The organism is Pseudomonas sp. URMO17WK12:I7 (assembly GCF_003269045.1).
GTDB classification, from domain to species: Bacteria; Pseudomonadota; Gammaproteobacteria; order Pseudomonadales; family Pseudomonadaceae; genus Aquipseudomonas; species Aquipseudomonas putida_J.
In genome coordinates this window covers 257768-280849 of the sequence record NZ_QLTL01000003.1, presented here as the reverse complement: position 1 = coordinate 280849, position 23082 = coordinate 257768, and the positions used below count along the sequence as shown (strand labels likewise).

Sequence of the window (23082 nt, the reverse complement as noted above, 5' to 3'; positions counted from 1 at the left end):
TCGCAGACGTGGGTTAAGGTCTGCACAACCAGACTCCAGGCACTTCCATGGACATCAAGCAGCTCAAGTTCCTCATCGCCCTCGACCAGACCCGCCACTTCGGCCAGGCCGCGGCGCTGTGCCATATCACCCAGCCGACCCTGTCCATGCGCCTGCGCAACCTGGAAGACGAACTGGACCTGGTGCTGGTCAAGCGCGGCCAGCGCTTCGAGGGCTTCACCGAGGCTGGCGAGCGCATCCTGGCCTGGGCCCGCACCTTGCTCGCCGCCCATGATGGCCTGCAGGCCGAGGCCGCCAGCTGCCGTGGCCAGGTGGTCGGCAGCTTGCGCCTGGGCACCGTGCCGCTGGCCAGCTTCAACCCCATGCACCTGCTGCTGCCGCTGCGCGAGAAATATCCCGAGCTGCAGTTTCAGCTCAGCTCGCACAGCACCGAGCAGATCATGGATGGCCTGAGCCGCAACCAGCTCGACCTGGGCATCTGCTACCTCGACCAGGTCAACGCCAACTTCTTCGAAGTGATCGAACTGGGCACCACCACCATGGGCCTGCTGTTCGACACCCAGCACTTCCAGTTCGACGCCGACAGCCTGCGCTGGGACGAACTCGGCGATATTCCCCTGGGCTTGCTGAGCAAGGGCATGCACTACCGCCAGTCACTGGACCTGAGCTTCCGTAGCCGCGGCCTGGAACCCAATGCCGTGCTGGAAAGCGACTCGACCTTCCAGCTGGTGCAGGCCATCAACACCGGCGTGTGCTGCGCGATCATGCCGCTGGGCTGCGGCCTGGAAGACCTCAGCGAGCACATGCGCATCATCCCCATCGCCGACGCCAGCATCCACAGCCCGGTCGGCCTGCTGCTGCGCCGCAGCGAACCGCGCTCGGCCATTGCCGAGCAGTGCTTCGACGAAGCCAGGCTGCTGTTTCAACCGGCCTGATCCGCCGTCGCCTGGCGGTACTGCCGGGGCGTGAAGCCGGTCAATTGCTTGAACTGGCGGCTGAACGCGCTGTGGTCGGTGTAACCGCAGCGCAGCGCCACTTCGGTGATCGGCAAATCAGAATGCAGCAGCCGATGGGCGTGCTCCAGGCGTGCCTTGTGGATCATCTGCCGCGGCGTGAGGTGGAACACCCGCTTGCAGTAACGCTCCAGCTGCGCCACGGAAATGCCGGCGATGCGGGTCAGTTCACTCATGCTGACCGGCTGGTGAAAATGGCGGCGGATATGCTCGTCCACGGCAGCCAGGCGCTGATAGGCGGGGTGGGTGTCGGCGGCTGACTGCAGGTCGACGGAGATGCCCACCAGGCCAATGATCTCACCCTCGGGGTTGTACAACGGGCGCTTGTGGGTCAGGCACCAGCCCGGCTCACGGCTGCCGTACAGGTGCAGTTCGAGCTGGTCTTCCAGTACCAGGCCATCCTTGAGCACGCGGCGGTCCTGCTCGGTGTAGCCGGGGCCCAGTTGCGCCGGGAACACTTCGGCGCTGGTCTTGCCCAGCAGCGGTTGCAGGCGCTTGAGGCCACAGCGCTGGACCAGGGTGTTGTTGGCCAGCACATAGCGGGCGGCCGGGTCCTTGATGAAGATCGCGGCGTTGGGGATGGCGTCGAGGATCGGCAGCAGCAGCGAGACACCGCCCAGCAAGGCCTCCAGGGTGGCCGGACGGTGCTGGTCGAGGGACTGGTAAAGGGTTGCCAAGGGGTTATCGGTCATCTTCAGGTTCTCTACCGGCTTTGCCGAACTCTTCGCGGGTAAACCCGCTCCCACAGAAATATCACACGTCTCGAAAGCAGTGCTGTACCTGTAGGAGCGGGTTTACCCGCGAAGAGGCCAGCACTACCAACGCACCTCTACAGCCCTTATGCGGCATGCCTTCCAGCCTATATACCTACCCATCCCGAGCGCCAGGCTTTTAAGCAACTGTGCCGATTTCGTCATCCACCCTGCAGAAAACCATCAAGAACCCCTCCCCGGTTCGGGTCCACTCTATGCCCCACGCAAGCCGCCCAAAACGACAAGAGCGCGGCTGTAAAAAGCCGCATCACGTGACATCAGACCTGCCTATCCAAAACCTACAAAAAGGCGCACCCATGTCAGGCAAATTCAAGAAACAGCTGTCATTGCTCGACCTCACCTTCATCGGCCTCGGCGCCATCTTCGGCTCCGGCTGGCTGTTCGCCGCCAGCCACGTCTCGGCCATCGCCGGCCCGGCCGGTATCCTCTCCTGGTTCCTCGGCGGGTTCGCCGTGCTGCTGCTGGGCATCGTCTACTGCGAACTCGGTGCCGCCCTGCCGCGTGCCGGTGGCGTGGTGCGCTACCCGGTGTACTCGCACGGCCCGTTGCTCGGCTACCTGATGGGGTTCATCACCCTGATCGCCTTCTCCAGCCTGATCGCCATCGAAGTGGTCGCCTCGCGCCAGTACGCCGCAGCGTGGTTTCCGGGGCTGACCAAGGCCGGTTCCAGCGACCCGACCGTACTCGGCTGGCTGGTGCAGTTCGCCTTGCTGGGGCTGTTCTTCTTCCTCAACTACCGCAGCGTCAAGACCTTCGCCAAGGCCAACAACCTGGTCAGCGTGTTCAAGTTCATCGTGCCGCTGCTGGTGATCGGCGTGCTGTTCAGCTTCTTCAAGCCGGAAAACTTCGAAGTCCAGGGCTTTGCCCCATTCGGCCTGTCTGGCGTGGAAATGGCAGTGTCGGCCGGTGGCATCATCTTCGCCTACCTGGGCCTGACGCCGATCATTTCGGTGGCCAGCGAGGTGAAGAACCCGCAGCGCACCATCCCGATCGCGCTGATCCTCTCGGTGCTGCTCTCTACCGCGATCTACGCCCTGCTGCAGCTGGCCTTCCTCGGCAGCGTGCCGACCGAGATGATCGCCAACGGCTGGGCTGCAGTGACCACGGAACTGGCCCTGCCCTACCGTGACATCGCCCTGGCCCTGGGGGTCGGCTGGCTCGCCTACCTGGTGGTGGCCGACGCGGTGATCTCGCCCAGCGGCTGCGGCAACATCTATATGAACGCCACCCCGCGCGTGGTCTATGGCTGGGCGCAGACCGGCACCTTCTTCAAGTACTTCACCCGCATCGATGCCGAGTCCGGCATCCCGCGCCCGGCACTGTGGCTGACCTTCGCCTTGTCGGTGTTCTGGACCCTGCCGTTCCCTTCCTGGGAAGCGCTGATCAACGTGGTTTCCGCCGCCCTGGTACTGAGTTACGCCGTGGCCCCGGTCACCGTCGCCGCCCTGCGCCGCAATGCGCCGGACATGCCGCGCCCGTTCCGGGTCAAGGGCATGGGTGTTCTCGGCCCGCTGTCGTTCATCATCGCCGCACTGATCGTCTACTGGTCGGGCTGGAACACCGTGTCCTGGCTGCTGGCCCTGCAGATCGTGATGTTCGTGCTCTACCTGCTGTGCGGCCGCTTCGTCCCGACCCAGCACCTGTCGCTGGCCCAGCAAGTACGTTCGTCTGCCTGGCTGATCGGCTTCTACGCCGTGACCATTCTGTTGTCCTGGCTGGGCAGTTTCGGCGGCCTGGGCGTGCTCGGCCACCCGTTCGACACCCTGGCCGTGGCCGTCTGCGCCCTGGGCATCTACTACTGGGGCGCCGCCACCGGCGTGCCAGCCCACCTGGTACGCCTGGAAGGCGAGGACGAAAGCGAAGCCGGCACTGAAACCTATACCGGCCGCCCCGCCGCCGTCGTCTCCTGACCCTTCAAGCAATGGACAAGCCCATGAAACAGATTCACGTCATCGACTCGCATACCGGCGGCGAACCGACCCGCCTGGTGATCAAAGGCTTCCCCCCGCTGCATGGGCGCAGCATGGCCGAGCAGCGCGACGAACTGCGCGAGCTGCACGATCAGTGGCGCCGTGCCTGCCTGCTGGAGCCACGCGGCAACGATGTGCTGGTCGGCGCGCTGTATTGCCCGCCAGTCTCGGCCGACGCCACCTGCGGGGTGATCTTCTTCAACAACGCCGGTTACCTGAACATGTGCGGCCACGGCACCATCGGCCTGATCGCCTCACTGCAGCACTTGGGCCTGATCGAGCCGGGCGTGCACAAGATCGACACGCCGGTCGGCCAGGTCTGCGCCACCCTGCATGAGGACGGCGCCATCACCGTCGGCAACGTGCCGTCCTACCGCTACCGCCAGCAGGTGGCGGTGGACGTGCCCGGCCACGGCGTGGTGCATGGCGACATCGCCTGGGGCGGCAACTGGTTCTTCCTGGTTGCAGAGCACGGCCAGCGCATCGAGCTGGACAACCGCGAAACCCTCACCGCGTACACCTGGGCCATGCTCAAGGCCCTCGAAGCCCAGGGCATCACCGGCGAGAACGGCGCGCCGATCGACCATGTCGAGCTGTTCGCCGACGACGCCAATGCCGACAGCCGCAACTTCGTCATGTGCCCCGGCAAGGCCTACGACCGCTCGCCCTGCGGCACCGGCACCAGCGCCAAGCTGGCCTGCCTGGCCGCCGACGGCAAGCTCGAAGAAGGCCAGACCTGGGTGCAGGCCAGCATCACCGGCAGCCAGTTCCACGGCCGCTACGAGCGCGACGGCGATCGTATTCGCCCGTTCATCACCGGCCGCGCCTACATGACCGCCGACAGCACCCTGCTGATCGACGAACAGGACCCGTTCGCCTGGGGCATCTGACCCCGGCTTTTCTACCCAACTGAATACCGCCAGGAGTGACAACAATGACCGACAACATCTTCACCGGCACCATGCCTGCCCTGATGACCCCCTGCACCGCCGAGCGCAAGCCGGACTTCGACGCCCTGGTGCGCAAGGGCCGCGAGCTGATCGAGGCCGGCATGAGCGCCGTGGTCTACTGCGGCTCGATGGGCGACTGGCCGTTGCTGACCGAAGCCGAACGCCAGGAAGGCGTGGCCCGCCTGGTGGCCGCCGGTATCCCGACCATTGTCGGCACCGGCGCAGTGAATACCCGTGAAGCCGTGGCCCACGCTGCCCACGCCGCCAAGGTCGGCGCCGCCGGCCTGATGGTCATCCCCCGCGTGCTCAGCCGCGGCGCCTCGCTGATCGCCCAGAAGCACCACTTCTCGGCGATTCTCGCCGCCGCGCCAAAGCTGCCGGCGGTGATCTACAACAGCCCCTACTACGGCTTCGCTACTCGCGCCGACCTGTTCTTCGAACTGCGCCGCGAGTTCCCCAACCTGATCGGCTTCAAGGAGTTCGGCGGCGGCGCCGACCTGCGCTACGCCGCCGAGCACATCACTTCGAAGGATGACGACGTGACCTTGATGGTCGGCGTCGACACCCAGGTGGTACACGGCTTCGTCAACTGCGCCGCCACCGGTGCCATCACCGGCATCGGCAACGCCCTGCCGCGTGAAGTGCTGCAGCTGGTGAGCCTGAGCAAGCAGGCCGCCAAGGGCGACGCCAAGGCCCGCCGCCTGGCACGTGAACTGGAATCGGCGCTGGCGGTGCTGTCGTCGTTCGATGAAGGCTGCGACCTGGTGCTGTATTACAAGCACCTGATGGTGCTCAACGGCGACACCGAATACAGCCTGCACTTCAACGAAACCGACGTGCTGACCGACGCCCAGCGCAACTATGCCGAGCAGCAGTACGCGCTGTTCCGCAAGTGGTACGCCAGCTGGTCGGCCGAGCAGAACCTGGCCTGATCCCCAAACGCACTGCGGCCCCTTGTGGGAGCGGGTTCACCCGCGAACACCGGCGAAACCGGTGCCATGCACCGAGTCGCCCTCTTCGCGGGTAAACCCGCTCCCACAGGGGGCGTGGTACCCCTGATACTGAATTCGACGTCAAAGGACGCCCCATGACCCTGACAGGCAACCTGCTGATCGGCCAGACCGCCGTCACCGGCAGCCGCGATGCGATCCGCGCCATCGACCCGGCCACCAACCAGGCCCTCGAACCCGCTTACGCCGGCGGCACCGGCGAACACGTGGCCCAGGCCTGCGCACTGGCCTGGGCGGCGTTCGACAGCTTCCGTGAAACCTCGCTGGAACAACGTGCCCGTTTCCTTGAAACCATCGCCAGCGAAATCGAAGCGCTGGGCGATGCCCTGATCGACCGCGCCGTGGCCGAAAGCGGCTTGCCCAAGGCACGCATCCAGGGCGAACGTGGCCGTACCTGCACGCAACTGCGCACCTTCGCCCGCGTGGTACGCAGCGGTGAATGGCTGGATGTGCGGGTCGACAACGCCCTGCCCGAGCGCCAGCCGCTGCCGCGCGCCGACCTGCGTCAACGCCAGGTGGCCCTGGGCCCGGTGGCGGTATTCGGTGCCAGCAATTTCCCCCTGGCCTTCTCGGTAGCCGGCGGCGACACCGCCTCGGCGCTGGCCGCCGGCTGCCCGGTGGTGGTCAAGGCCCACGCCGCACACCCCGGCACCAGCGAACTGGTCGGCCAGGCCGTGGCCCGCGCCGTCAACCACTGCGGCCTGCCGGAAGGTGTGTTCTCGCTGCTGTACGGCGCCGGCCATGAAGTGGGTATCGCCCTGGTCAGCGACCCGCGTATCAAGGCGGTCGGGTTCACCGGCTCGCGCAGCGGTGGCCTTGCCCTGTGCCAGGCGGCCCAGGCACGCCCGGAGCCAATTCCGGTCTACGCCGAGATGAGTTCGATCAACCCGGTGTTCCTCTTCGACGCAGCACTGCAGGCCCGTGGCGAAGCGTTGGCACAAGGCTTCGTCGCCTCGCTGACCCAGGGTGCCGGGCAATTCTGCACCAACCCCGGGCTGGTGATCGCCCGCCAGGGACCGGCGTTGCAGCGCTTCATCGACGCTGCCAGCAAACACGTGCGCCAGGCCGCCGCGCAAACCATGCTGACACCCGGCATTTTCAGCGCCTATGCAGCTGGCGTCGGCGCCTTGGCCGACAACCCTAACGCTGCAGTCGCCGCCAGCGGTCAGGCGCAGCAAGGGCCGAACCAGTGCCAGGCGCAACTGTTCGTGGCCCAGGCCGAAGCATTTCTCAGCGACCCGAGATTGCAGGCCGAAGTGTTCGGCGCCGCTTCGCTGGTGGTGGCCTGCGCCAGCGACGAACAGGTCCGCCAGGTGGCCGAGCACCTTGAAGGCCAGCTGACCGCCACGCTGCAACTGGACGATGCCGACATCGCCAGTGCCCGCGCATTGCTGCCGACACTGGAACGCAAGGCCGGGCGTATCCTGGTCAACGGCTGGCCGACCGGTGTCGAGGTGTGCGACGCGATGGTCCACGGCGGGCCATTCCCGGCCACCTCCGATGCCCGCACCACTTCGGTCGGCACGGCGGCGATCCTGCGTTTCCTGCGCCCGGTGTGCTACCAGGACTTCCCCGATGCCCTGCTGCCGCAGGCGCTCAAGCACGGCAACCCGTTGCAGCTTCGGCGCTTGCTTGACGGTAAACGGGAAGGTTGAGCATGGTCGACACCCCCGAAACCGATATCGCCGTGGTCGGCGCCGGCATCGTCGGCGTTGCCTGTGCCCTGCAACTGGCCCGCCAGGGCCGTCGGGTGCTGCTGCTCGATCACCAGGCGCCCGGCCACGGTGCTTCCTACGGCAACGCTGGGCACCTGGCCACCGAGCAAGTGTTTCCGATTGCCGACCTGTCGATCCTCAAGCGCCTGCCGCGCATGCTGCTCGACCCGATGGGCCCGCTGCGCCTGGACTGGAAGTACCTGCCCAAGGCCATGCCGTGGTTCACCCGCCTATTGCTCAACGTGCGCCCGGCGCCGTTCCAACGCAGCGTGGCCGGCATCCGCGCGCTCAACGAAGGCAGCCTGGGGGCATGGCAGCGCTTGCTGGGCTCGATCGGGCGCAGCGAGCTGTTCAAGGAAGATGGCTCGTTGCTGGTGTTCGAGCGGCCCGAGTCACGCCAGGCGCTGCAGGCCTTGCGCGCGCGCATGCAGGAGCAGAACGTGGCGGTGGACCTGTGGTCGGCCGAGACCGTTCGCGAGGCAGCACCACAGCTGAACCCTGCACTGCTGGGTGGCCTGTTCTTCCCGCGTACCGGGCACTTCATCGACCCTTACCGGGTGGTCTGTGCGCTGTTCGAGGCCGCCAAGGCCAGCGGTGTGCGTTTCGTTCAGGCGCGGGTTGCGGGTGGGCAACTGCACGGCAACGGGGTCAGCCTGGCCAGCGACCGGGGGACGTTCAACGCACGCCAGGTGCTGCTCAGTTGCGGCGCACATTCTGCGCAATTGACGGCGGCGCTGACCGGCAAGTGTGTACCGCTGGACACTGAGCGTGGTTACCACCTGATGCTGCCGCAGGAGCAACAGCGCCTGCCGTTCGCGGTCACTTCGCTGGAGCGCAAGTTCATCATGACGCCCATGGCCGATGGGCTGCGCCTGGCCGGCACGGTGGAGTTCGCCGGGCTCGATGCGCCGCCAAGCATGCAGCGGGCGTGGCAGTTGCACCGGTTGAGCACGGGGTTGTTCCAGCAGGAACTGAGTGTTGAAGGCGCTACACCGTGGATGGGCTTCAGGCCATCGTTGCCGGACTCGTTGCCGGTGATCGACCGGGTGTGCGATGGGCGGGTTTTGTTGGCGTTCGGGCATCAGCATCTGGGGTTGACCCAGGCGGCGGTGACGGCGGAATGGGTGGGGGAGATGGTTGAGCGGCCAGCCGGATCGGCGACCGCGGCTTATCGACTGGATCGGTTCTAGATTCGGGGGCCGCTGTGCGGACCGTTCGCGACACAAGGCCGCTCCTACAGCAGAACGCGATCCCTTGTAGGAGCGGCCTTGTGTCGCGAAAGGGCTGCAAAGCAGCCCCCCGGCATCACTCAGCGATAACGCTCGAGCCAGTGCGCGTAAGGTGCGGGCAAGGTCCAGGAGGCCTTCTCCACACCCAGCTCCTTGGCCGCGAAGTACGCCCAGTGCGGGTCGGCCAGGTGCGCACGCCCGACCGACACCAGGTCAAGCTGATTGGCCTGCAAGGCCGCCTCAGCCAGCTGCGGGGTACCGAAGCCCCACGCCGAGGTCACCGGGATGCCGGCCTCGCGGCGTACCCGCTCGGCGATCGGCCCCATGAACGCCGGGCCCCATGGAATGCTGGTTTCAGCAATGGTGAAGCCGACGCTGACGCTCAGCAAGTCCAGGCCACCGGCCTTGAACATGCGCGCCAGCTCGATGGACTCCTCCAGGGTCTGCTCGTCACGACCGTCATATTCCAACACACCAAAACGCGCGGTCAGCGGCAGGTGCTCCGGCCACACCTCGCGCACTGCAGCCAGGGTTTCCAGCAGGAAGCGGCTGCGGTTCTCGAAGCTGCCGCCGTAGGCGTCGGTGCGTTTGTTGGAATGCTCGGAGAAGAAACTTTGCCCCAGGTAGCCATGGGCGAAGTGCAGTTCGATCCACTCGAAACCGGCATCACGCGCGCGGCGGGCGGCGTCGACGAAATCCTGTTTGACGCGGGCGATGTCATCCAGCGTCATCTCGCGCGGCACCTTAGGCAAGTGCGCGCCAAAGGCAACGGCGGACGGCGCAAGGGTGTCCCAACCACGGGCATCGTCGGCCGCGATATGGTCATCGCCTTCCCACGGGCGGTTGGCACTGGCCTTGCGCCCGGCGTGGGCAATCTGGATGCCCGGCACAGAGCCTGCAGCCTTGATCGCCCGAACCACCGGCACGAAGGCCTGGGCATGGGCGTCGCTCCAGATCCCGGCGCAACCGGGGCTGATGCGCCCTTCCGGGGCTACTGCAGTGGCCTCGACCACCAGCAGGCCGGCGCCGCCGCGGGCCATGCCTGCGTAATGCACCTGGTGCCAGTCGTTGATCAGTCCGTCCTCGGCCATGTACTGGCACATCGGCGGGATGGCGATGCGGTTGCGCAAAGTGACATCTTTGAGGGTGTAAGGTTGGAACAGGGCAGACATGGGCAAGCTCCGGGTCATCTGAATACGATAGTTCGATCATAATCGAACTATGGCAATTAATGAAACCCCCGTTATCATGACGGTCATGCGAGCCTACCAACACCCCAACCCTGAAGACCTGATTCTCGAGCGTGTGCTCTATGCACTGAGCGACCCGGTGCGCCTGGGCATCGTCCGCCATCTGGCCGGCGTGGCCGAGGCCAGCTGCGGCGAACTCGATGGCGGGCGACCAAAGTCGAGCATGTCGCACCATTTTCGCGTGTTGCGTGATGCGGGGTTGGTGCACACCCGCAATGTCGGGACTACCCACATGAATTCGCTGCGCAGCGAGATGCTGGCCGAGCGGTTTCCCGGGTTGCTGGACTGCATCCTCCAGCAGAGCTGATTTCAGCCTGTACTGGCCTCTTCGCGGGTGAACCCGCTCCCACAGGTACGGCGCTGCCCTCTGGCCTTGCACTTTTCCTGTGGGAGCGGGTTCACCCGCGAAGGGACCAGTACAGGCAACATCATTCCTTGCGCAGGGCAAAGCGGCACACCTGCCCGCCTCTCAACATGCATTCCTCATGGCTGACCTCGGCGCCGCCAAGCGTACCGATCAAGGCCAGATCCAGCTCGCACACCACCGGATGCGCCTTGGCCAAGTGATGGAACACGCAATTGTGCGCCACGATCTGCGGTTCACCTGACGAACGGAAAAACACCTTGGCCTCATACCCCGCCGCGTTCATGTGCTCGACGATCCGCCCTTCATCCACCACATCAGATTCCAGGTCTGCCGCCAGCTTGCGCCCGAGCTGACGCATCAGCGCCAATAACGCCTCGGGCCCCATCAAGCCCGCGACTTCACCAATCAGTAGATTGGCCAGCAGCGGATACTGCCGCGGGAACAGCTCGCGGCCATGCTCGGTCAGCTGGTGCAACTGCTCTGGCCGGCGCCCGGTAGGCCGGGTAGCGCCGCGCTTGACCAGGCCGTCGCGCTCCAGCGCGGCCAAGTGCTGGCGCACCGCCGTGCGGGTAACGGCCAGGGCCTGCGCCAGCTCGTCGATGCTCATGCCGACCGGCTGATGCAGCAACGCGTGGAGCAGGTCCTGTTGGGTACGGCCAAGGCCTTCGAGCATCAGAACTTGTCCGGGAACTGCTTGACCAGTGCCGCCGCCAGGGCGTCGGACAAGGTCAGGATATGCTCGCGCATCATCGCCCAGGTACGCGCCTCGCCCGCGTAGTCACCGGCGGCCAGCTGGTCGATCTGCGCCACATGGTGGCCACCGTGGGCACTGAGCAAGGTCAGCAGGGTCTGCTCTGGCAGGTTGGGGTTGGCTTTGGCCAAGAACGCGGCAATGGCTTTGGCATTGCTGCCCAGCTCGTCGACAGCAGCCTGTTGGCCCTTTTTGTCCTTGGCCACGGTGGCATCGCTGTAGTGCTTGATTGCGCCCCAATGGCCGGCGAGCAGCTTGAGCAATTGATCGGCGGCGGTCTGGCCGTACAGTGGGGCGATGCTGTTGGCGATCAGGGTGGCATCGCTCACCACTTCGTTGGCGGCAACTGCAGCCTGCTTGGCGTTGCCGGCCTGGTTGGCGACGGCATAGTTGCGCACCCAGAAGATATGCTCGACCCACAGATCGCGCAGGGCCATGCGCGTGGTCATCGCACCGGATTCAGCAGGTTTGGCGGCGGGGGTTGCAGAGGAGTAGGAGTAGCTTTGGCTCCATGCCGGCTGGGCGCACAGGGCGAGCAGCAGTAAGGTGGCAATCTTGATGTTCATGACGGCACCCTCCTGGAGGGGATCGACTGACAAGACTAATTTAAGCATCAAAATATGTTTTTATTGGCCCGGCCGCGAAATTCCGATCAATGGTTTGCCCGCTGAAAGCAAGAAGCCACGGATGTTCCGAGGCTTCTGCGCACCGCGATGCCAGGTCAGGCGCTGATGGCGTCAAAGCTGCGTATGGGTGTGGGCACCGCGCAGAAGAGCGGGAACTCCTCTTCGATGATCCACGGCTCTTTCATGACCAGGTACACATCGAGGAAATCGGAGAAGCCGGGCCAGATGAACAGTTCATTGGCCTCGGCAACGGCACGGGACAACACGCCCACCCCGCCAAAGCTCTTGATCATGGAAACACTGACGATCTCGCTGCCCGAATGGAACACGGTAGCGGCTTCGAGCATGCCGGGCCGGCGCTCGGCGAAGCGGGAAAAGATCGAGGAGTAAGGGCACTCGGGCAATGGCTTGATTACCGCGCATGGCGCCGAACGGTCGTTGGTCGATGACGAGGCGACCACTTCGATGCGCAACCCCTTGAGCGGCACCGAATGGTAGTTTTCAGGGACGCTGTCGCCCAGCACCACCACCATGTCCGCTTCGTCCTTGGCCAGCTTGGTCAGGTTGTCGGGCGACTCGGAGCAACTGAAGATCGGGCTGTAGCCTGACAGTTTGCTGACCACGCCGCCCATGATCTGCTGGTTGATTTCCATCGACAGCGTGCTGTTCAGGGCAACGCGCAAAGGCAGGCGCTGATTGCGGCTCTGGCGCAGCTGATTGATCTTCAGCTGCATGCGCTCCGACGAACGCACGATTTCCAGGACATGCGGCAGGATGCCCACACCCTCCTGGGTCAGCGATACCCCTTTGTTGGTCCGGTCGAACAATTTGAAGCCGCAATGATCTTCAAGTTTTTTCAACTGAGCGGCCAAGGCCTGGACCGTGACGTGAACCTGTTCGGCCGCATCGGTGATCGACCCCGTTCGGGCGACGTTCACGATGTTTTTGAGCACCTTGATGTCCATTCAATCTCCCTCCCCATTCCGCTGACGCAGACCGTCTACGAAAGCCACGAGGATAACGCACAACAGCCGGCACTGTCTGCCCGCTAACGGTGCACGCCGGCCGGGTAGCAAGCAACGGTTGAGGCACGTCAAAAAAAAGTGAAGTTTCTGCGCGCGATTCAACTGTTAGATTTTCGCCAGTTTTTTATAAGAAGAGATGGCCATGCTGACACTAAACAGAAACATCGATACTGCCCTGCGACAAAACAAGACGGTCAATGTCATGGGCAGTGACTATGCGTTGACCGGGGGCTTCAAAGAGTTCGTCGAGTTTTCCAAAAGTTGGGAAACCATGGGGGTCGACCGTTATTACGGCCAGGCCGACAAAGGCACTCGCTACCGCCGCTACAGCGACTTCGACTTCAACCCGGTCACCGGCGAACTGTGCCAACTCAATCACCGTGCCTATGAACAATCCGAGGCGCACAACGCCTATGTCGGTGGCATGGCACGTCACTTCGACGACATTTCTGCCGACGTTTTCAACTCACCGATATTGCGCTCGCTGATTCGGCTGGACTTCGACGTGTACAAGGCCGTGCTGCCAAAAGAGCTGCACACGGTCAACTGGCAATGCCAGGTGCACCAGATCCGTATCGAGATCAAACCGGGGGCGCAGATCGAAATCACCCCCGAAGGTATTCACTGCGACGGTTATCCGTTCAGCGGCGTGCACTTCTGGGGCCGCCATAATGTCGAGGGTGCCACCAGCAACATCTACGACAAACAGTCGAATGTGATCGATTCCGGTACTTACCTGAATATCCTCGACACCACCTACTTCCTCGACCGTGAATTGCAGCATTATGTCACCCCGGCGATCAACCCGAGCCCCTCGGAAATGGGCTACCGGCAGATTATCGCTATTTCCTTCTCTCGACCGGGCAGCGAGCATGACATTATCGACTAACTACATCGGCACGGCGCCGAAGTTGTTCACGGCCGAACGCATCAATGGCTTGAGCATCAAGAAAGCAACCCCCTTTCATGCCCGCAAGATCGTCGACTTCTTCCGTCGCTTCGAGGAAACCTCGTTCTGCGACTGGCAGGACGAAGTGCTGCTCAAAGGCTTGCTCGGTTCGGAGCATACGTATTGCTACATGGCCGAAAACCACACCGGCTCCATCGTCGGCGCGGTGGCCGGGGGTTTGATGGGCACACGGGGCACCATCAACCATATGGCGGTGGCGCCGGACTATCGCCAGAGCAGGATCGGCACGTCACTGGCCAATTCGATCCTCAGCGATTTCCGCCAGCACGGTATTCGCCGGGTGTTTCTGTTCGTTGAAGAGGACAACCCCAACGCACTGAGCTTCTGGCGCAAGCAGGGCTTCCTGCAAACCCGAGGTGAAATCACCTGCGAGGTCGACCTGTGACCTCGTCGGTGCTGCTGACCACCTCGCGCAAGGAAAGCCTGGTCGACGCTCTGCCGATCGTTACTGGCTATTTCGTCGTCAGCTTCGTGTTTGGCGTGATGTGCATCAATGCCGGCCTGCCCCTGTGGCTGCCGGCCGCCATGTGCCTGTTCGTCTATGCCGGTGCGGCGCAGTTCGCCGCACTGGCACTGATGACCACCAGCGCGCCCCTGATCACCATTGCCTTGTCGACCTTGCTGATCAATTCGCGTCACATGCTGATGGCGATGTACATGTCCAAACGCAGCGCGCAACTGCCGATCAGCAAGTCGCAGAAGTTGCTGTACGCATTCGGCCTGACCGATGAGTCCTTTGCCTTCCACAGCCAGCGCCTGGAGAACGGCAAGCCGACCTCGCCTGGCTATCTGCTGCAGTTCAACACCTATTGCCATGCCAGCTGGATTGCCGGTGCGGTGTTTGGCGCGGTGGCATCGGATGCGCTGAACCGGTTTTCCCAGTTCAAGCTGGACTATGCCCTGACGGCAATGATGATCTTTGTGTTGATATCCCTGTGCAGCACCTTCACCAAAGCCGTCATCGCCCTGGTGGTAATCGTTACCACCTGCCTGCTGAACATGTTTGCGCCTTCGCCCCTGAACGTATTCATCGCAACCGCCGTAGGCTGTGGAGCAGGGCTATGCCTGAAAAGAACTACCTGATTGCAGCGGTGATGCTGATGGCAGCCATCACCTACCTCACCCGCGCGACACCCTTTCTGCTGAAGATGGAGAAGTCCCCCAAGCTGTTCAATGACGTCATTGAATACCTGCCGGTGGCAATCATCGCCAGCATCACCGTGCCCGCCTTGCTAGTGGCCAAGGATGGCTCGCTGCTGGGCCTGAATGCCGACCTGCTGGCAGCGATTCCGGTGGTCATTGTCGCTTACTGGTCGAGGAGCCTGATCTACAGCGTGTGTGCCGGTGTGGCCGGGCACGTGGCGATCACGCTGCTGGCTTGAGGCCCGGATCTGAAAAGGAAACCGCTATGAGCCCTGCACGCCGGAAAGTCACCTTGACCAACCTGAGTGAATTTTCCCGCCTGATGCCCCAGGTTCCACGTGACCGGGTGATCGACGAAATGGCTGACTTGTCGCTGGAATGCTCGCTGGCCTACGCCTTGAGCAAGACGTTTTTGCGCGATGGCTGGATTGCCGAATATCGCCATCTGCATGCAGCTGCACACTTGAACCCAGGCAACGACCTGCTGCTCTTCGCCACCTCGGGAAGCATGAAACTGGAAATGGCCGATGGCTCGGAACTGCACGTCATGCCCGGCGACCAGGTAGTGCTCCGGGCCGCCACCGAGGCCAAGGTATTTCCCGTCAGTGACGAGGGTGACGTGAGTTTCCTGGCGTTGGCGGTAGACCTGGACCTGACCGAGGTGCTGCAGGAGCTTGCCGTCGACAGCGCCATGACGAAACCGCAATAAAAAAGCCACGGGGGTTACCCGTGGCTTTCTCTTGCCCACAGCGCCTGATCAAAGCGCCATGTCGTTCTCTGGCGTGCTTTCAACCGGCTTGCTCGGCGCAACGGTGGTACCGACGCTCTCGTCGATCACCGGTGGTTTCTCCAGCTGCAGCACTTCAGCGGTGTAGTTCCACGCTTTCTGGGTGGCCGCTGCGGAGTCGTTCAGCTTGGTACCGTAGCTCGGTACGATTTCCTTGATCTTGGCCTGCCACTCAGGGGTAGCGACCTTTTCCTTGAACACGGTTTCCAGCACGTTCAGCATGATCGGCGCAGCGGTCGAGGCACCTGGCGAGGCACCCAGCAGGCCGGCGATGGTGCGGTCCTGGGACGCTACCACTTCGGTGCCCAGTTTCAGCACGCCGCCCTTCTCTTCGTCACGCTTGATGATCTGCACACGCTGACCGGCCTGCCACAGTTTCCAGTCTTCCTTCTTGGCATTCGGGAAGTAGGTGCGCAGTGCGTCGAAGCGGTCGTCATCCGACAGCATCAGCTGGCCGGCGAGGTACTCGACCAGCGGGTACTGGTCGATACCGACCTTGGTCATCGGCCACACGTTGTGGGTGGTGGTGCTGCTCAGCAGGTCCAGGTACGAACCGTTCTTCAGGAACTTGGTCGAGAAGGTGGCGAATGGGCCAAACAGGATCACGCGCTTGCCGTCCAGCACGCGGGTGTCCAGGTGCGGTACCGACATGGGTGGCGCACCGGTCGAAGCGATGCCGTAGGCCTTGGCCATGTGCTGCATGGCCACGGTCGGGTTCTCGGTCACCAGGAACGAGCCGCCCACCGGGAAGCCTGCGTATTCCTTGGCTTCAGGAATGCCCGACTTCTGCAGCAGCTTCAGTGCGCCGCCGCCGGCACCGATGAACAGGAACTTGGCGTCGGTGGCCGATTCGGTACCGTCCTTGAGGTTCTTGTACTCGACGTGCCAGGAGCCGTCTTCGTTGCGGGTGATGTCCTGCACTTCGCTGGACAGCTTCAGGTCGAAGCCTTTCTGGGTCTGCAGGTGGCCAACGAACTGGCGGGTGATTTCGCCAAAGTTGACGTCGGTGCCGATTGGCGTCCAGGTGACCGCCAGCTTCTGGTTCGGGTCACGGCCTTCCATCATCAGCGGGACCCACTTGGCGATCTGCGCGTGGTCCTCGGAGTACTGCATCGGGCGGAACAGCGGGCTGGCCTGCAGCGCCTCGTAGCGCTTCTTGAGGAACTTGATGTTGTCATCGCCCCAGACGAAGCTCATGTGCGGGGTGGTGTTGATGAACGAATGCGGGTTCTTCAGCACGCCTTGGCGAACCTGCCACGACCAGAACTGGCGGGAGATCTGGAAGGCTTCGTTGATTTCGATGGCCTTGGAGATGTTGACGTTGCCGTCTTTGTCTTCCGGGGTGTAGTTCAGCTCGGCCAGCGCGGAGTGGCCAGTACCGGCGTTGTTCCAGCCGTTGGAGCTTTCTTCGGCGACGCCGTCCAGGCGCTCGACCATTTCCATCGACCAGCTTGGCTCCAGCTCGTGCAGCCACACGGCCAGGGTGGAGCTCATGATGCCGCCGCCGACCAGCAGCACATCGACTTTCTTGGTTTCTGCGGCGTGCGCTTGCATGAAGCTCGCAGCAACAGCCAGACCCAGCAAGGTCTTGCCAGCTTTCTTGAACATTGATCAATTCCAGTCAGTAGAACGGAGGTTGGGCCTGTGGCTGGCCCAGCGTATTCCTTGTTCTTCAGCGCAGGCTTGTTGTAGATGATTGTTCAGCAGCCAGAGAACCAGAAAACGCCTCAGGCTTTTGTCGAATTGACCGACAAGGCTGAATCGTTTCGCTGATTGTAACCGAAATGCCAGCACAAACAAATTGCGCGGCAGTAGGCAAGGCGGCAGGTTGTCTCATGCTGGCCAAGCGCTTATCGAAGCCATTGCAGTATCGTTCAAGCGCCCCTAGTATTGCGAGCACTTCTCATTCGCACCCAATACGCGCTCGCGCCGGATGCCGCCGTGGTTACGACTCCTGAGCTGAACAGTTCGATCCATACCCTGTACCAGAGCCATTCACGCTGGCTGCTGGGCTTTCTCTATCGGCGCCTTGGCAACCGGCCCGATGCCGCCGACCTGGTGCAAGACACCTTCGTGCGCATTTTGCATCGTCCGCGCCAGTTCGAAGGCCAGTCGGCGGAACGCTCCTACCTGGCGACCATCGCCCGCGGCCTGTGCATCGACCATTGGCGCCGGCAGAAGCTGGAACACGCCTGGCTTGAGCATCTGGCCTTGCAGCCCCCTGCCCTGCAGCCTTCTCCCGAGCAGCGTGCGCTGATCGTCGAGACCCTGCATGAGGTCGACGCCATGTTGCAGCGCTTGCCGGGCAAGGTCCGCCAAGCGTTCCTGCTGGCGCAAATCGACGGCCTGGCCTATCGCGATATCGCCGCGCACATCGGCGTCAGCGAACGCATGATCAAGAAGTACCTGGCCCAGGCGTTGCTGCACTGCGCCATCCTCGAAGCCGAACTCGACGGCCTGCTGGTGGAATGACCCCATGACCCATGCGGCACACAAGCTCAGCCACGCCAGCCTGCAGCAAGCCGCGCACTGGTATGTGCAGTTGCAGGACCACAACGCCGGCCCACAGGTACAAGGGCAATGGCAGGCCTGGCTCGATCAGCACAGCGACCACCAGGCAGCCTGGCAATACGTGCAGAGGGTTGGCCAGCGTTTTGCGCCCCTGCAGCACGAAGGCAGCGGGGCTGGCCGGGTACTGCGGGAGCACGATGCGCGCCGCATCACCCGCCGCACCGGCCTCAAGTCATTGCTGGTGCTGGGTGCCAGCTCGCTGCTGGGCTGGAGTGCCTGGCGCGGGGCGCCGCTGAGAGGCTGGAGTGCCGACCTGGCCACGGGCGTCGGCGAAACCCGGGAAACCCGACTGGCCGACGGCAGCCAGCTGTGGGTCGGCGCGCAGAGCGCGGTGGACCTGGACTACAGCCTGCTGGCGCGGGTGCTGTACCTGCGCTTTGGCGAAATCCTGGTGGAAACCGCCCACGATGCTCGCCGCCCGTTCTACGTCGATACCACTCAAGGGCGCATGCAAGCCCTGGGCACCCGGTTCGCGGTCTGTCAGCAAGATGAACTCACGCGCCTGGACGTGTACGCCGGCGCTGTCGAGGTCTGCACCGCAGGCAGTGGCGAGCGCCGTATCGTCCAGGCCGGCCAGCAGGTTGAGTTCAGCGCCCAGTCCATTGGCGCTACACGGCCGGCGCAAAGTGCCGGCGAATCGTGGATCCATCAACGCCTGAATGCCGAGGACATGCCGCTGGCGCAATTGCTGCAAACGCTGGGGCGTTATCGCCATGGTCACCTGGGTTGGCACCCGGCGGTCGCGCAGTTGTCGGTGATGGGCGCATTCCCGCTCGATGACAGTGACCGCGCATTGGCGCTGCTGCAGGCGGCATTGCCGGTACGTGTGCAGCGGCTCACGCCGTGGTGGGTGAGTGTCGAACCGGCCTGATTGACCGGCCTTGCACAGTGGCCCACAGCTTTCGCGCTTCCCTGTGGGAGCGGCTTTACCCGCGAAGAATCCAACACAGTGCATGGCACCGGCTACGCCGGTGTTCGCGGGTGAACCCGCTCCCACAGGGGTCTGTATACGCGGCAAAAAAAGTTTCAAACACGGTTCCCTTTTCCTCGTTTCGTTCGGTTTACCCCGCATACGACACCTCACATCCCACCGTAACGATTCCAGGGACCAGCATGCCGAAGCCCCTCCACCCCGCTTATCGTCTGGCGCTAGCCGCGCCGCTTTCGTTCTGCGCCGTCGCGCCACTGATGCTGCCTGCCACCCTGGCGCATGCCGAACAGGCCGCCAATGCCCAGATGAACTTCGACAACGCCCCCGGCTCGCTCGCCGGTGCGCTCAACCAGTTCAGTAGCCAGGCCGGCATCTACCTGGCTGGCAGCAATGCATTGGCCGCCGGCAAGACCAGCCAGGGCCTGCAAGGCCGCTACAGCGTCACCCAGGGCTTGGCCCGCCTGCTTCAGGGCAGTGACTTGCAGGCCGTGCCACAAGGCACTGCTGGCTATGTGCTGCAACCGTCCGCCGACGGCTGCGCACTGCAGCTCGATGCCACCACGGTCAATGCCGCCGCCCTGCTCGCCAGCAACGGCCAGAGCGACAGCGGCTACCGTGCCGTGGCCAGCGCCACCGCCAGCAAGACCAGCAGTGCACTGGCCGACACCCCGCGTTCGGTTTCAGTGGTGACTCGCCAGCGCATGGACGACCAGCAGTCGCAGACCCTGACCGAAGTGCTCGGCTACGTGCCGGGCATTTTCTCGCCACCGTTCGCCGGTGGTGACGGGCAAGCGGGCGACCTGTTCTTCATCCGCGGCTTCAACGCCACCGACTATGGCTATGGCCTGCTGCGCGACGGCCTGCGGGTGCAAGGCAACCGCTACGACACCAGCAGCGAACCTTATGGCCTGGAGCGGGTGGAAGTGTTCCGTGGCCCGACTTCGATCCTGTATGGCGAAAACGCCCCCGGTGGCGTGGTCAACCTGGTCAGCAAACGCCCCACTGCCGAAGCCCGAGGTGAAGTGCAACTCAGCTATGGCTCGTACAATCGGCGCCAACTCGGGGTCGACGTCTCTGGCCCGTTGACCGACCAAGGCAACATCCTCGGTCGCCTGGTGATGATGGGCCGCAAGTCCGATACTCAAATCGACCACCAGCCCGACGACCGAATGTACATTGCGCCGTCGCTGACCCTGAACTTTGACGAGTTCAACAGCCTGACCGTACTGGCCACCTATCAGCGCGACCGCACGCTGATGGAGCTGGGCTACCCCGCCGCCGGCACGTTGCTGCACAACACCAACGGCAAGATCGACAAGGACCAGCTGTCCGGCAACCCGGACTGGGATAACTTCGAACGCGAAACCTGGAGCCTGGGCTACGAGTTCAGCCACCGCTTCGACGACACCTGGCAATTCCGCCAGAACTCGCGCTACCTGCAGTCGCGCATCGACCGCCAGGAAATGTGGCCCGGCAACCTCAACAATGGCGGCTTCGGCACCACCCTGAGCAACCAGGCCTACGACCGCTACAACAAGTCCATCGCCTACTCGCTGGACAACCAGTTCGAAGGCCACTTCATCGATGGGGCTTTCGAGCACACGGTGCTGGTGGGCGCGAGCCTGGACCGCACGTCGTTCAACCAGGACTGGGATGCCGGCAACGGCGGCACCATCAACGTGTTCAACCCGGTGTGGAACGGCAAGCCGAGCACGCCGTTGCATGTGCAGAACGCCCTTCTCGAGCAGACCCTGTACGGCCTGTACAGCCAGCTGCAGACCAAGGTCGACCGCTGGGTGCTGCTGCTCGGCGGGCGCCTGGACCGGGTCAACAGCCAGTTCCGCAACAAGGCCGGCACCCTCAATGCCGAAGCCGACATGGACAACTGGGACAGCGATTTCACCTGGCAGACCGGCGTGATGTACCAGTTCGACAACGGCCTGTCGCCGTACTTCAGCTACTCCACTGCCTTCGCCCCGACCCAGCAGACCGAAAGCAAGAGCGGCGCGCTGGACCCGACCACCAGCGAGCAGTACGAAGTGGGCATCAAGTACGAGCCCAAGGGCTGGAACACTGCATTTACGGCATCCGTGTACGACCTGCGCAAGAAAGACGACGTGCTGTACGACGCTGCCGTGGGTGACTATCGCCAGATTGGCGCCAGCCGCGCCAAGGGCGTGGAACTGGAACTCAACAGCGACCTGAGCGAGAACCTCAACCTGACTGCCGCCTACACCTACACCGACTCACGCATTACCAAGGATGTGGCCGGGTCGCTGTATGAAGACCACCAGATGACCGGCGTGCCGCGCAACCAGGCCTCGGTCTGGAGCACCTATCGCTTTCGTGATGGTGTGTTGAAAGGGCTGCAGATCGGAGGCGGCGTCCGGCATTTCGACAGTACCTTCGCGTACACCCCGGCGAACCTGTACGGCAAGCTCGATACCGGTGATGTGACATTGGTAGACGCCAAGGTCGGGTATGAGATCGATGACAACTGGTCGGTCGAGGTCAATGCCCGCAACCTGTTCGACAAGGAATACGTGGCAGGTTGCAACAACGCCGGGCGTTGCTACTGGGGTGAAGAGCGCACGCTGCTAGGCACGGTATCGCTGCGCTGGTAGAAGCGACACCCTACCTGTGGGAGCGGCCTTGTGTCGCGAAAGGGGTGCAAAGCAGCCCCAGGATTCAACGCTGATGCACCTCTCGCCGGGGCTGCTGCGCAGCCCTTTCGCGACACAAGGCCGCTCCCACAAGGTTGAGCACACGCCGGGACGCCCATGCGCGTGATCACCGGCGGCATCCAGTCCCCTGCAACAACGTGCACGCCAAGATGAAGTGGCTCGAGGCCAACAAAAACCCCCGGCCATTTGCATGACCGGGGGCTTCGGATCAGGCCGCTAGCGGCCTGATCTGGGGGTTCACCAGGCTTACTGCTGCTGAGGCAGCTTGTCGATCGGGCCGCAGCCACCGATGACCTTGGAGATGGAAACCGAAGGGTGGAACAGGTAGTCGTACGAGCAGTTTTTCTGCTGGTTGTAGACTTGGCCAGTGCAGCCCGACAGCAGGGCAACGCCGGATACGACAGCAACGGCGACAGTGGCCTTGAACAGCTTTTTCATACTAAGTCCTTTAAATGCTTCATCTTCGGCCATCTTTCTGATGGCGGCGGGATGATACAGAACCCAGGCATTGGATCCAAGTCTCAAAAGCTGCTGCAGGTACAGCGCATGTCTCGATGCCGACGCGGTCGGTGTGGGAGCTGGCTTGCCGGCGAAGGGCTGACCGGCAGCCCCAGAGGACCATGAGTCCATGCCTGACGGGCAACCGCAAGCGCGATAGTCTAGGCGCCTGCCTTCGCACTGCCCAACAGGCGTTTCCCATGTTCGGCGTCACCGACTACGGCGCGTTCGTCATTGCCTTCATCATCGTGCTGGCCATCCCGGGCCCTGGCAATTTCGCCCTGATTACCGCCACCGGCCTGCGGGGTGATCCTGGGTGACCAGGTGCTGTTGTGGCTGGCCGTGGCCGGCGGCGCCCCTCGCGCCAGCCGCATGGACAACGGCCACTCCCTGCGCCATACCATGATGATCACCCTGCTCAACCCCAAGGCGATCATGTTCTACATGGCCTTCTTCCCGCTGCTCGTCGACCCGGTGAAGCACCAGGGGCTGGTGACCTTTGGCTTCCTTGCCGCCACCGTGGCAGTGGTGACCTTCCTGTACGGGTTGATTGCGGTGGTGCTGACGCATCTGCTGGCCGAACGTATGCGGGCCAATCCACGCATCGCCAACATGTTCGAGCGGTTGGCCGGGGCATGCCTGGTCGGGTTTGGCATCAAGCTGGCGGCGATGAGATAGGGGGAGGCCAAGGGATCGCCTTGGTTTTTGCGTGGGCAGTGAGATCGAGCGCCGCCCGCGCGGCGCATCGCGGATGAATCCGCTCCTACATCCGTTTCGGGCCAGTCTATCCTGCGCCAGATGAGCTGCCCGCCTTGCGCC

The 23082-nt window shown here is 63.4% G+C and carries 22 protein-coding genes and 1 pseudogene; 16 read left to right on the top strand and 7 right to left on the bottom strand.

Going from position 1 to position 23082, the window contains the following annotated elements:
- The first annotated feature begins 47 nt into the window (after nt 1-47).
- The gene (locus tag H040_RS05490) at nt 48-935 is read left to right on the top strand and encodes a LysR family transcriptional regulator (RefSeq protein WP_027918641.1); all 888 of its coding nucleotides are present in this window, start codon (nt 48-50) and stop codon (nt 933-935) included.
- Here H040_RS05490 and H040_RS05485 read toward each other — a convergent pair.
- Nucleotides 923-1705: an AraC family transcriptional regulator gene (locus tag H040_RS05485; protein ID WP_027918640.1), complete on the bottom strand. Its 783-nt coding sequence runs from the start codon at nt 1703-1705 to the stop codon at nt 923-925. The two genes, H040_RS05490 and H040_RS05485, sit on opposite strands and share 13 nt — an antisense overlap.
- 377 nt (nt 1706-2082) lie before the next feature.
- Between H040_RS05485 and H040_RS05480 the strand changes: the two genes are divergently transcribed.
- The 5 genes from H040_RS05480 (at nt 2083) to H040_RS05460 (ending at nt 8621) form a co-directional block, all read left to right on the top strand.
- Nucleotides 2083-3696 carry an APC family permease gene (locus H040_RS05480; protein ID WP_027918639.1) on the top strand — a complete coding sequence of 538 codons (1614 nt, stop codon included), beginning with the start codon at nt 2083-2085 and terminating at the stop codon, nt 3694-3696.
- Nucleotides 3697-3719: 23 nt separating this feature from the next.
- Nucleotides 3720-4646, top strand: a complete 927-nt coding sequence (locus H040_RS05475) for a 4-hydroxyproline epimerase (RefSeq protein WP_027918638.1) — start codon at nt 3720-3722, stop codon at nt 4644-4646.
- 44 nt (nt 4647-4690) lie between these two features.
- Nucleotides 4691-5638, top strand: a complete 948-nt coding sequence (locus tag H040_RS05470) for a dihydrodipicolinate synthase family protein (RefSeq protein ID WP_027918637.1) — start codon at nt 4691-4693, stop codon at nt 5636-5638.
- A 155-nt stretch (nt 5639-5793) separates the two neighbouring features.
- Nucleotides 5794-7371, top strand: a complete 1578-nt coding sequence (locus tag H040_RS05465) for an aldehyde dehydrogenase (NADP(+)) (protein WP_027918636.1) — start codon at nt 5794-5796, stop codon at nt 7369-7371.
- A gap of 2 nt (nt 7372-7373) precedes the next feature.
- Nucleotides 7374-8621 (top strand): NAD(P)/FAD-dependent oxidoreductase, encoded by a 1248-nt coding sequence (locus tag H040_RS05460; protein ID WP_027918635.1) that lies wholly within the window; start codon nt 7374-7376, stop codon nt 8619-8621.
- Between the two features lie 119 nt (nt 8622-8740).
- On the opposite strand, the gene xenA is transcribed toward H040_RS05460, so the two are convergent.
- Entirely contained in the window at nt 8741-9832 is a 1092-nt protein-coding gene (xenA, locus tag H040_RS05455; RefSeq protein ID WP_027918634.1) for a xenobiotic reductase XenA, read from the bottom strand.
- Between the two features lie 49 nt (nt 9833-9881).
- Here xenA and H040_RS05450 point away from each other — a divergent pair, with 49 nt between their 5' ends.
- On the top strand, nt 9882-10217 hold the full coding sequence (locus tag H040_RS05450; RefSeq protein ID WP_027918633.1) for an ArsR/SmtB family transcription factor: 336 nt from the start codon (nt 9882-9884) through the stop codon (nt 10215-10217).
- Between the two features lie 121 nt (nt 10218-10338).
- Here the strand turns inward: H040_RS05450 and H040_RS05445 are convergent, their stop codons facing one another.
- From H040_RS05445 to H040_RS05435, 3 genes are all read right to left on the bottom strand, one after another.
- Nucleotides 10339-10950 carry a helix-turn-helix transcriptional regulator gene (locus H040_RS05445; RefSeq protein ID WP_027918632.1) on the bottom strand — a complete coding sequence of 204 codons (612 nt, stop codon included), beginning with the start codon at nt 10948-10950 and terminating at the stop codon, nt 10339-10341.
- Nucleotides 10950-11594 (bottom strand): hypothetical protein, encoded by a 645-nt coding sequence (locus H040_RS05440; protein ID WP_027918631.1) that lies wholly within the window; start codon nt 11592-11594, stop codon nt 10950-10952. The genes H040_RS05445 and H040_RS05440 overlap by 1 nt, the downstream gene beginning before the upstream one ends.
- Nucleotides 11595-11749: 155 nt before the next feature.
- Nucleotides 11750-12619: a LysR family transcriptional regulator gene (locus tag H040_RS05435; RefSeq protein ID WP_050437208.1), complete on the bottom strand. Its 870-nt coding sequence runs from the start codon at nt 12617-12619 to the stop codon at nt 11750-11752.
- A gap of 202 nt (nt 12620-12821) precedes the next feature.
- Between H040_RS05435 and H040_RS05430 the strand changes: the two genes are divergently transcribed.
- From H040_RS05430 to H040_RS05410, 5 genes are read left to right on the top strand one after another with little or no spacing between them, the layout of a single operon-like run.
- Nucleotides 12822-13568 carry a 2OG-Fe dioxygenase family protein gene (locus H040_RS05430; protein WP_027918630.1) on the top strand — a complete coding sequence of 249 codons (747 nt, stop codon included), beginning with the start codon at nt 12822-12824 and terminating at the stop codon, nt 13566-13568.
- On the top strand, nt 13552-14034 hold the full coding sequence (locus tag H040_RS05425) for a GNAT family N-acetyltransferase (RefSeq protein WP_158541494.1): 483 nt from the start codon (nt 13552-13554) through the stop codon (nt 14032-14034). The genes H040_RS05430 and H040_RS05425 overlap by 17 nt, the downstream gene beginning before the upstream one ends.
- Nucleotides 14031-14732, top strand: coding sequence for an AzlC family ABC transporter permease (locus H040_RS05420; RefSeq protein WP_050437207.1), 702 nt, complete (start codon nt 14031-14033; stop codon nt 14730-14732). Before H040_RS05425 ends, H040_RS05420 begins: the two co-directional genes overlap by 4 nt.
- Nucleotides 14711-15031: an AzlD domain-containing protein gene (locus H040_RS05415; protein WP_027918627.1), complete on the top strand. Its 321-nt coding sequence runs from the start codon at nt 14711-14713 to the stop codon at nt 15029-15031. The genes H040_RS05420 and H040_RS05415 overlap by 22 nt, the downstream gene beginning before the upstream one ends.
- A gap of 26 nt (nt 15032-15057) precedes the next feature.
- Nucleotides 15058-15501, top strand: a complete 444-nt coding sequence (locus H040_RS05410; RefSeq protein ID WP_027918626.1) for a hypothetical protein — start codon at nt 15058-15060, stop codon at nt 15499-15501.
- A 48-nt stretch (nt 15502-15549) separates the two neighbouring features.
- Here H040_RS05410 and mqo read toward each other — a convergent pair whose 3' ends face one another.
- Nucleotides 15550-17187: a malate dehydrogenase (quinone) gene (gene mqo / locus H040_RS05405; RefSeq protein WP_027918625.1), complete on the bottom strand. Its 1638-nt coding sequence runs from the start codon at nt 17185-17187 to the stop codon at nt 15550-15552.
- Between the two features lie 333 nt (nt 17188-17520).
- On the opposite strand from mqo, the gene H040_RS05400 reads away from it, so the two are divergent.
- The 3 genes from H040_RS05400 (at nt 17521) to H040_RS05385 (ending at nt 21705) form a co-directional block, all read left to right on the top strand.
- Nucleotides 17521-18051 carry a sigma-70 family RNA polymerase sigma factor gene (locus H040_RS05400; RefSeq protein ID WP_027918624.1) on the top strand — a complete coding sequence of 177 codons (531 nt, stop codon included), beginning with the start codon at nt 17521-17523 and terminating at the stop codon, nt 18049-18051.
- Nucleotides 18052-18055: 4 nt separating this feature from the next.
- Nucleotides 18056-19021, top strand: coding sequence for a FecR domain-containing protein (locus tag H040_RS05395; RefSeq protein WP_027918623.1), 966 nt, complete (start codon nt 18056-18058; stop codon nt 19019-19021).
- Between the two features lie 242 nt (nt 19022-19263).
- Nucleotides 19264-21705: a TonB-dependent siderophore receptor gene (locus tag H040_RS05385; RefSeq protein WP_027918622.1), complete on the top strand. Its 2442-nt coding sequence runs from the start codon at nt 19264-19266 to the stop codon at nt 21703-21705.
- A gap of 306 nt (nt 21706-22011) precedes the next feature.
- Here the strand turns inward: H040_RS05385 and H040_RS05380 are convergent, their stop codons facing one another.
- Nucleotides 22012-22203 (bottom strand): DUF4223 family protein, encoded by a 192-nt coding sequence (locus H040_RS05380; protein ID WP_027918621.1) that lies wholly within the window; start codon nt 22201-22203, stop codon nt 22012-22014.
- Nucleotides 22204-22463: 260 nt separating this feature from the next.
- Between H040_RS05380 and H040_RS05375 the strand changes: the two are divergent.
- Nucleotides 22464-22941, top strand: a pseudogene (locus H040_RS05375) (LysE family transporter).
- Nucleotides 22942-23082: the final 141 nt, after the last annotated feature.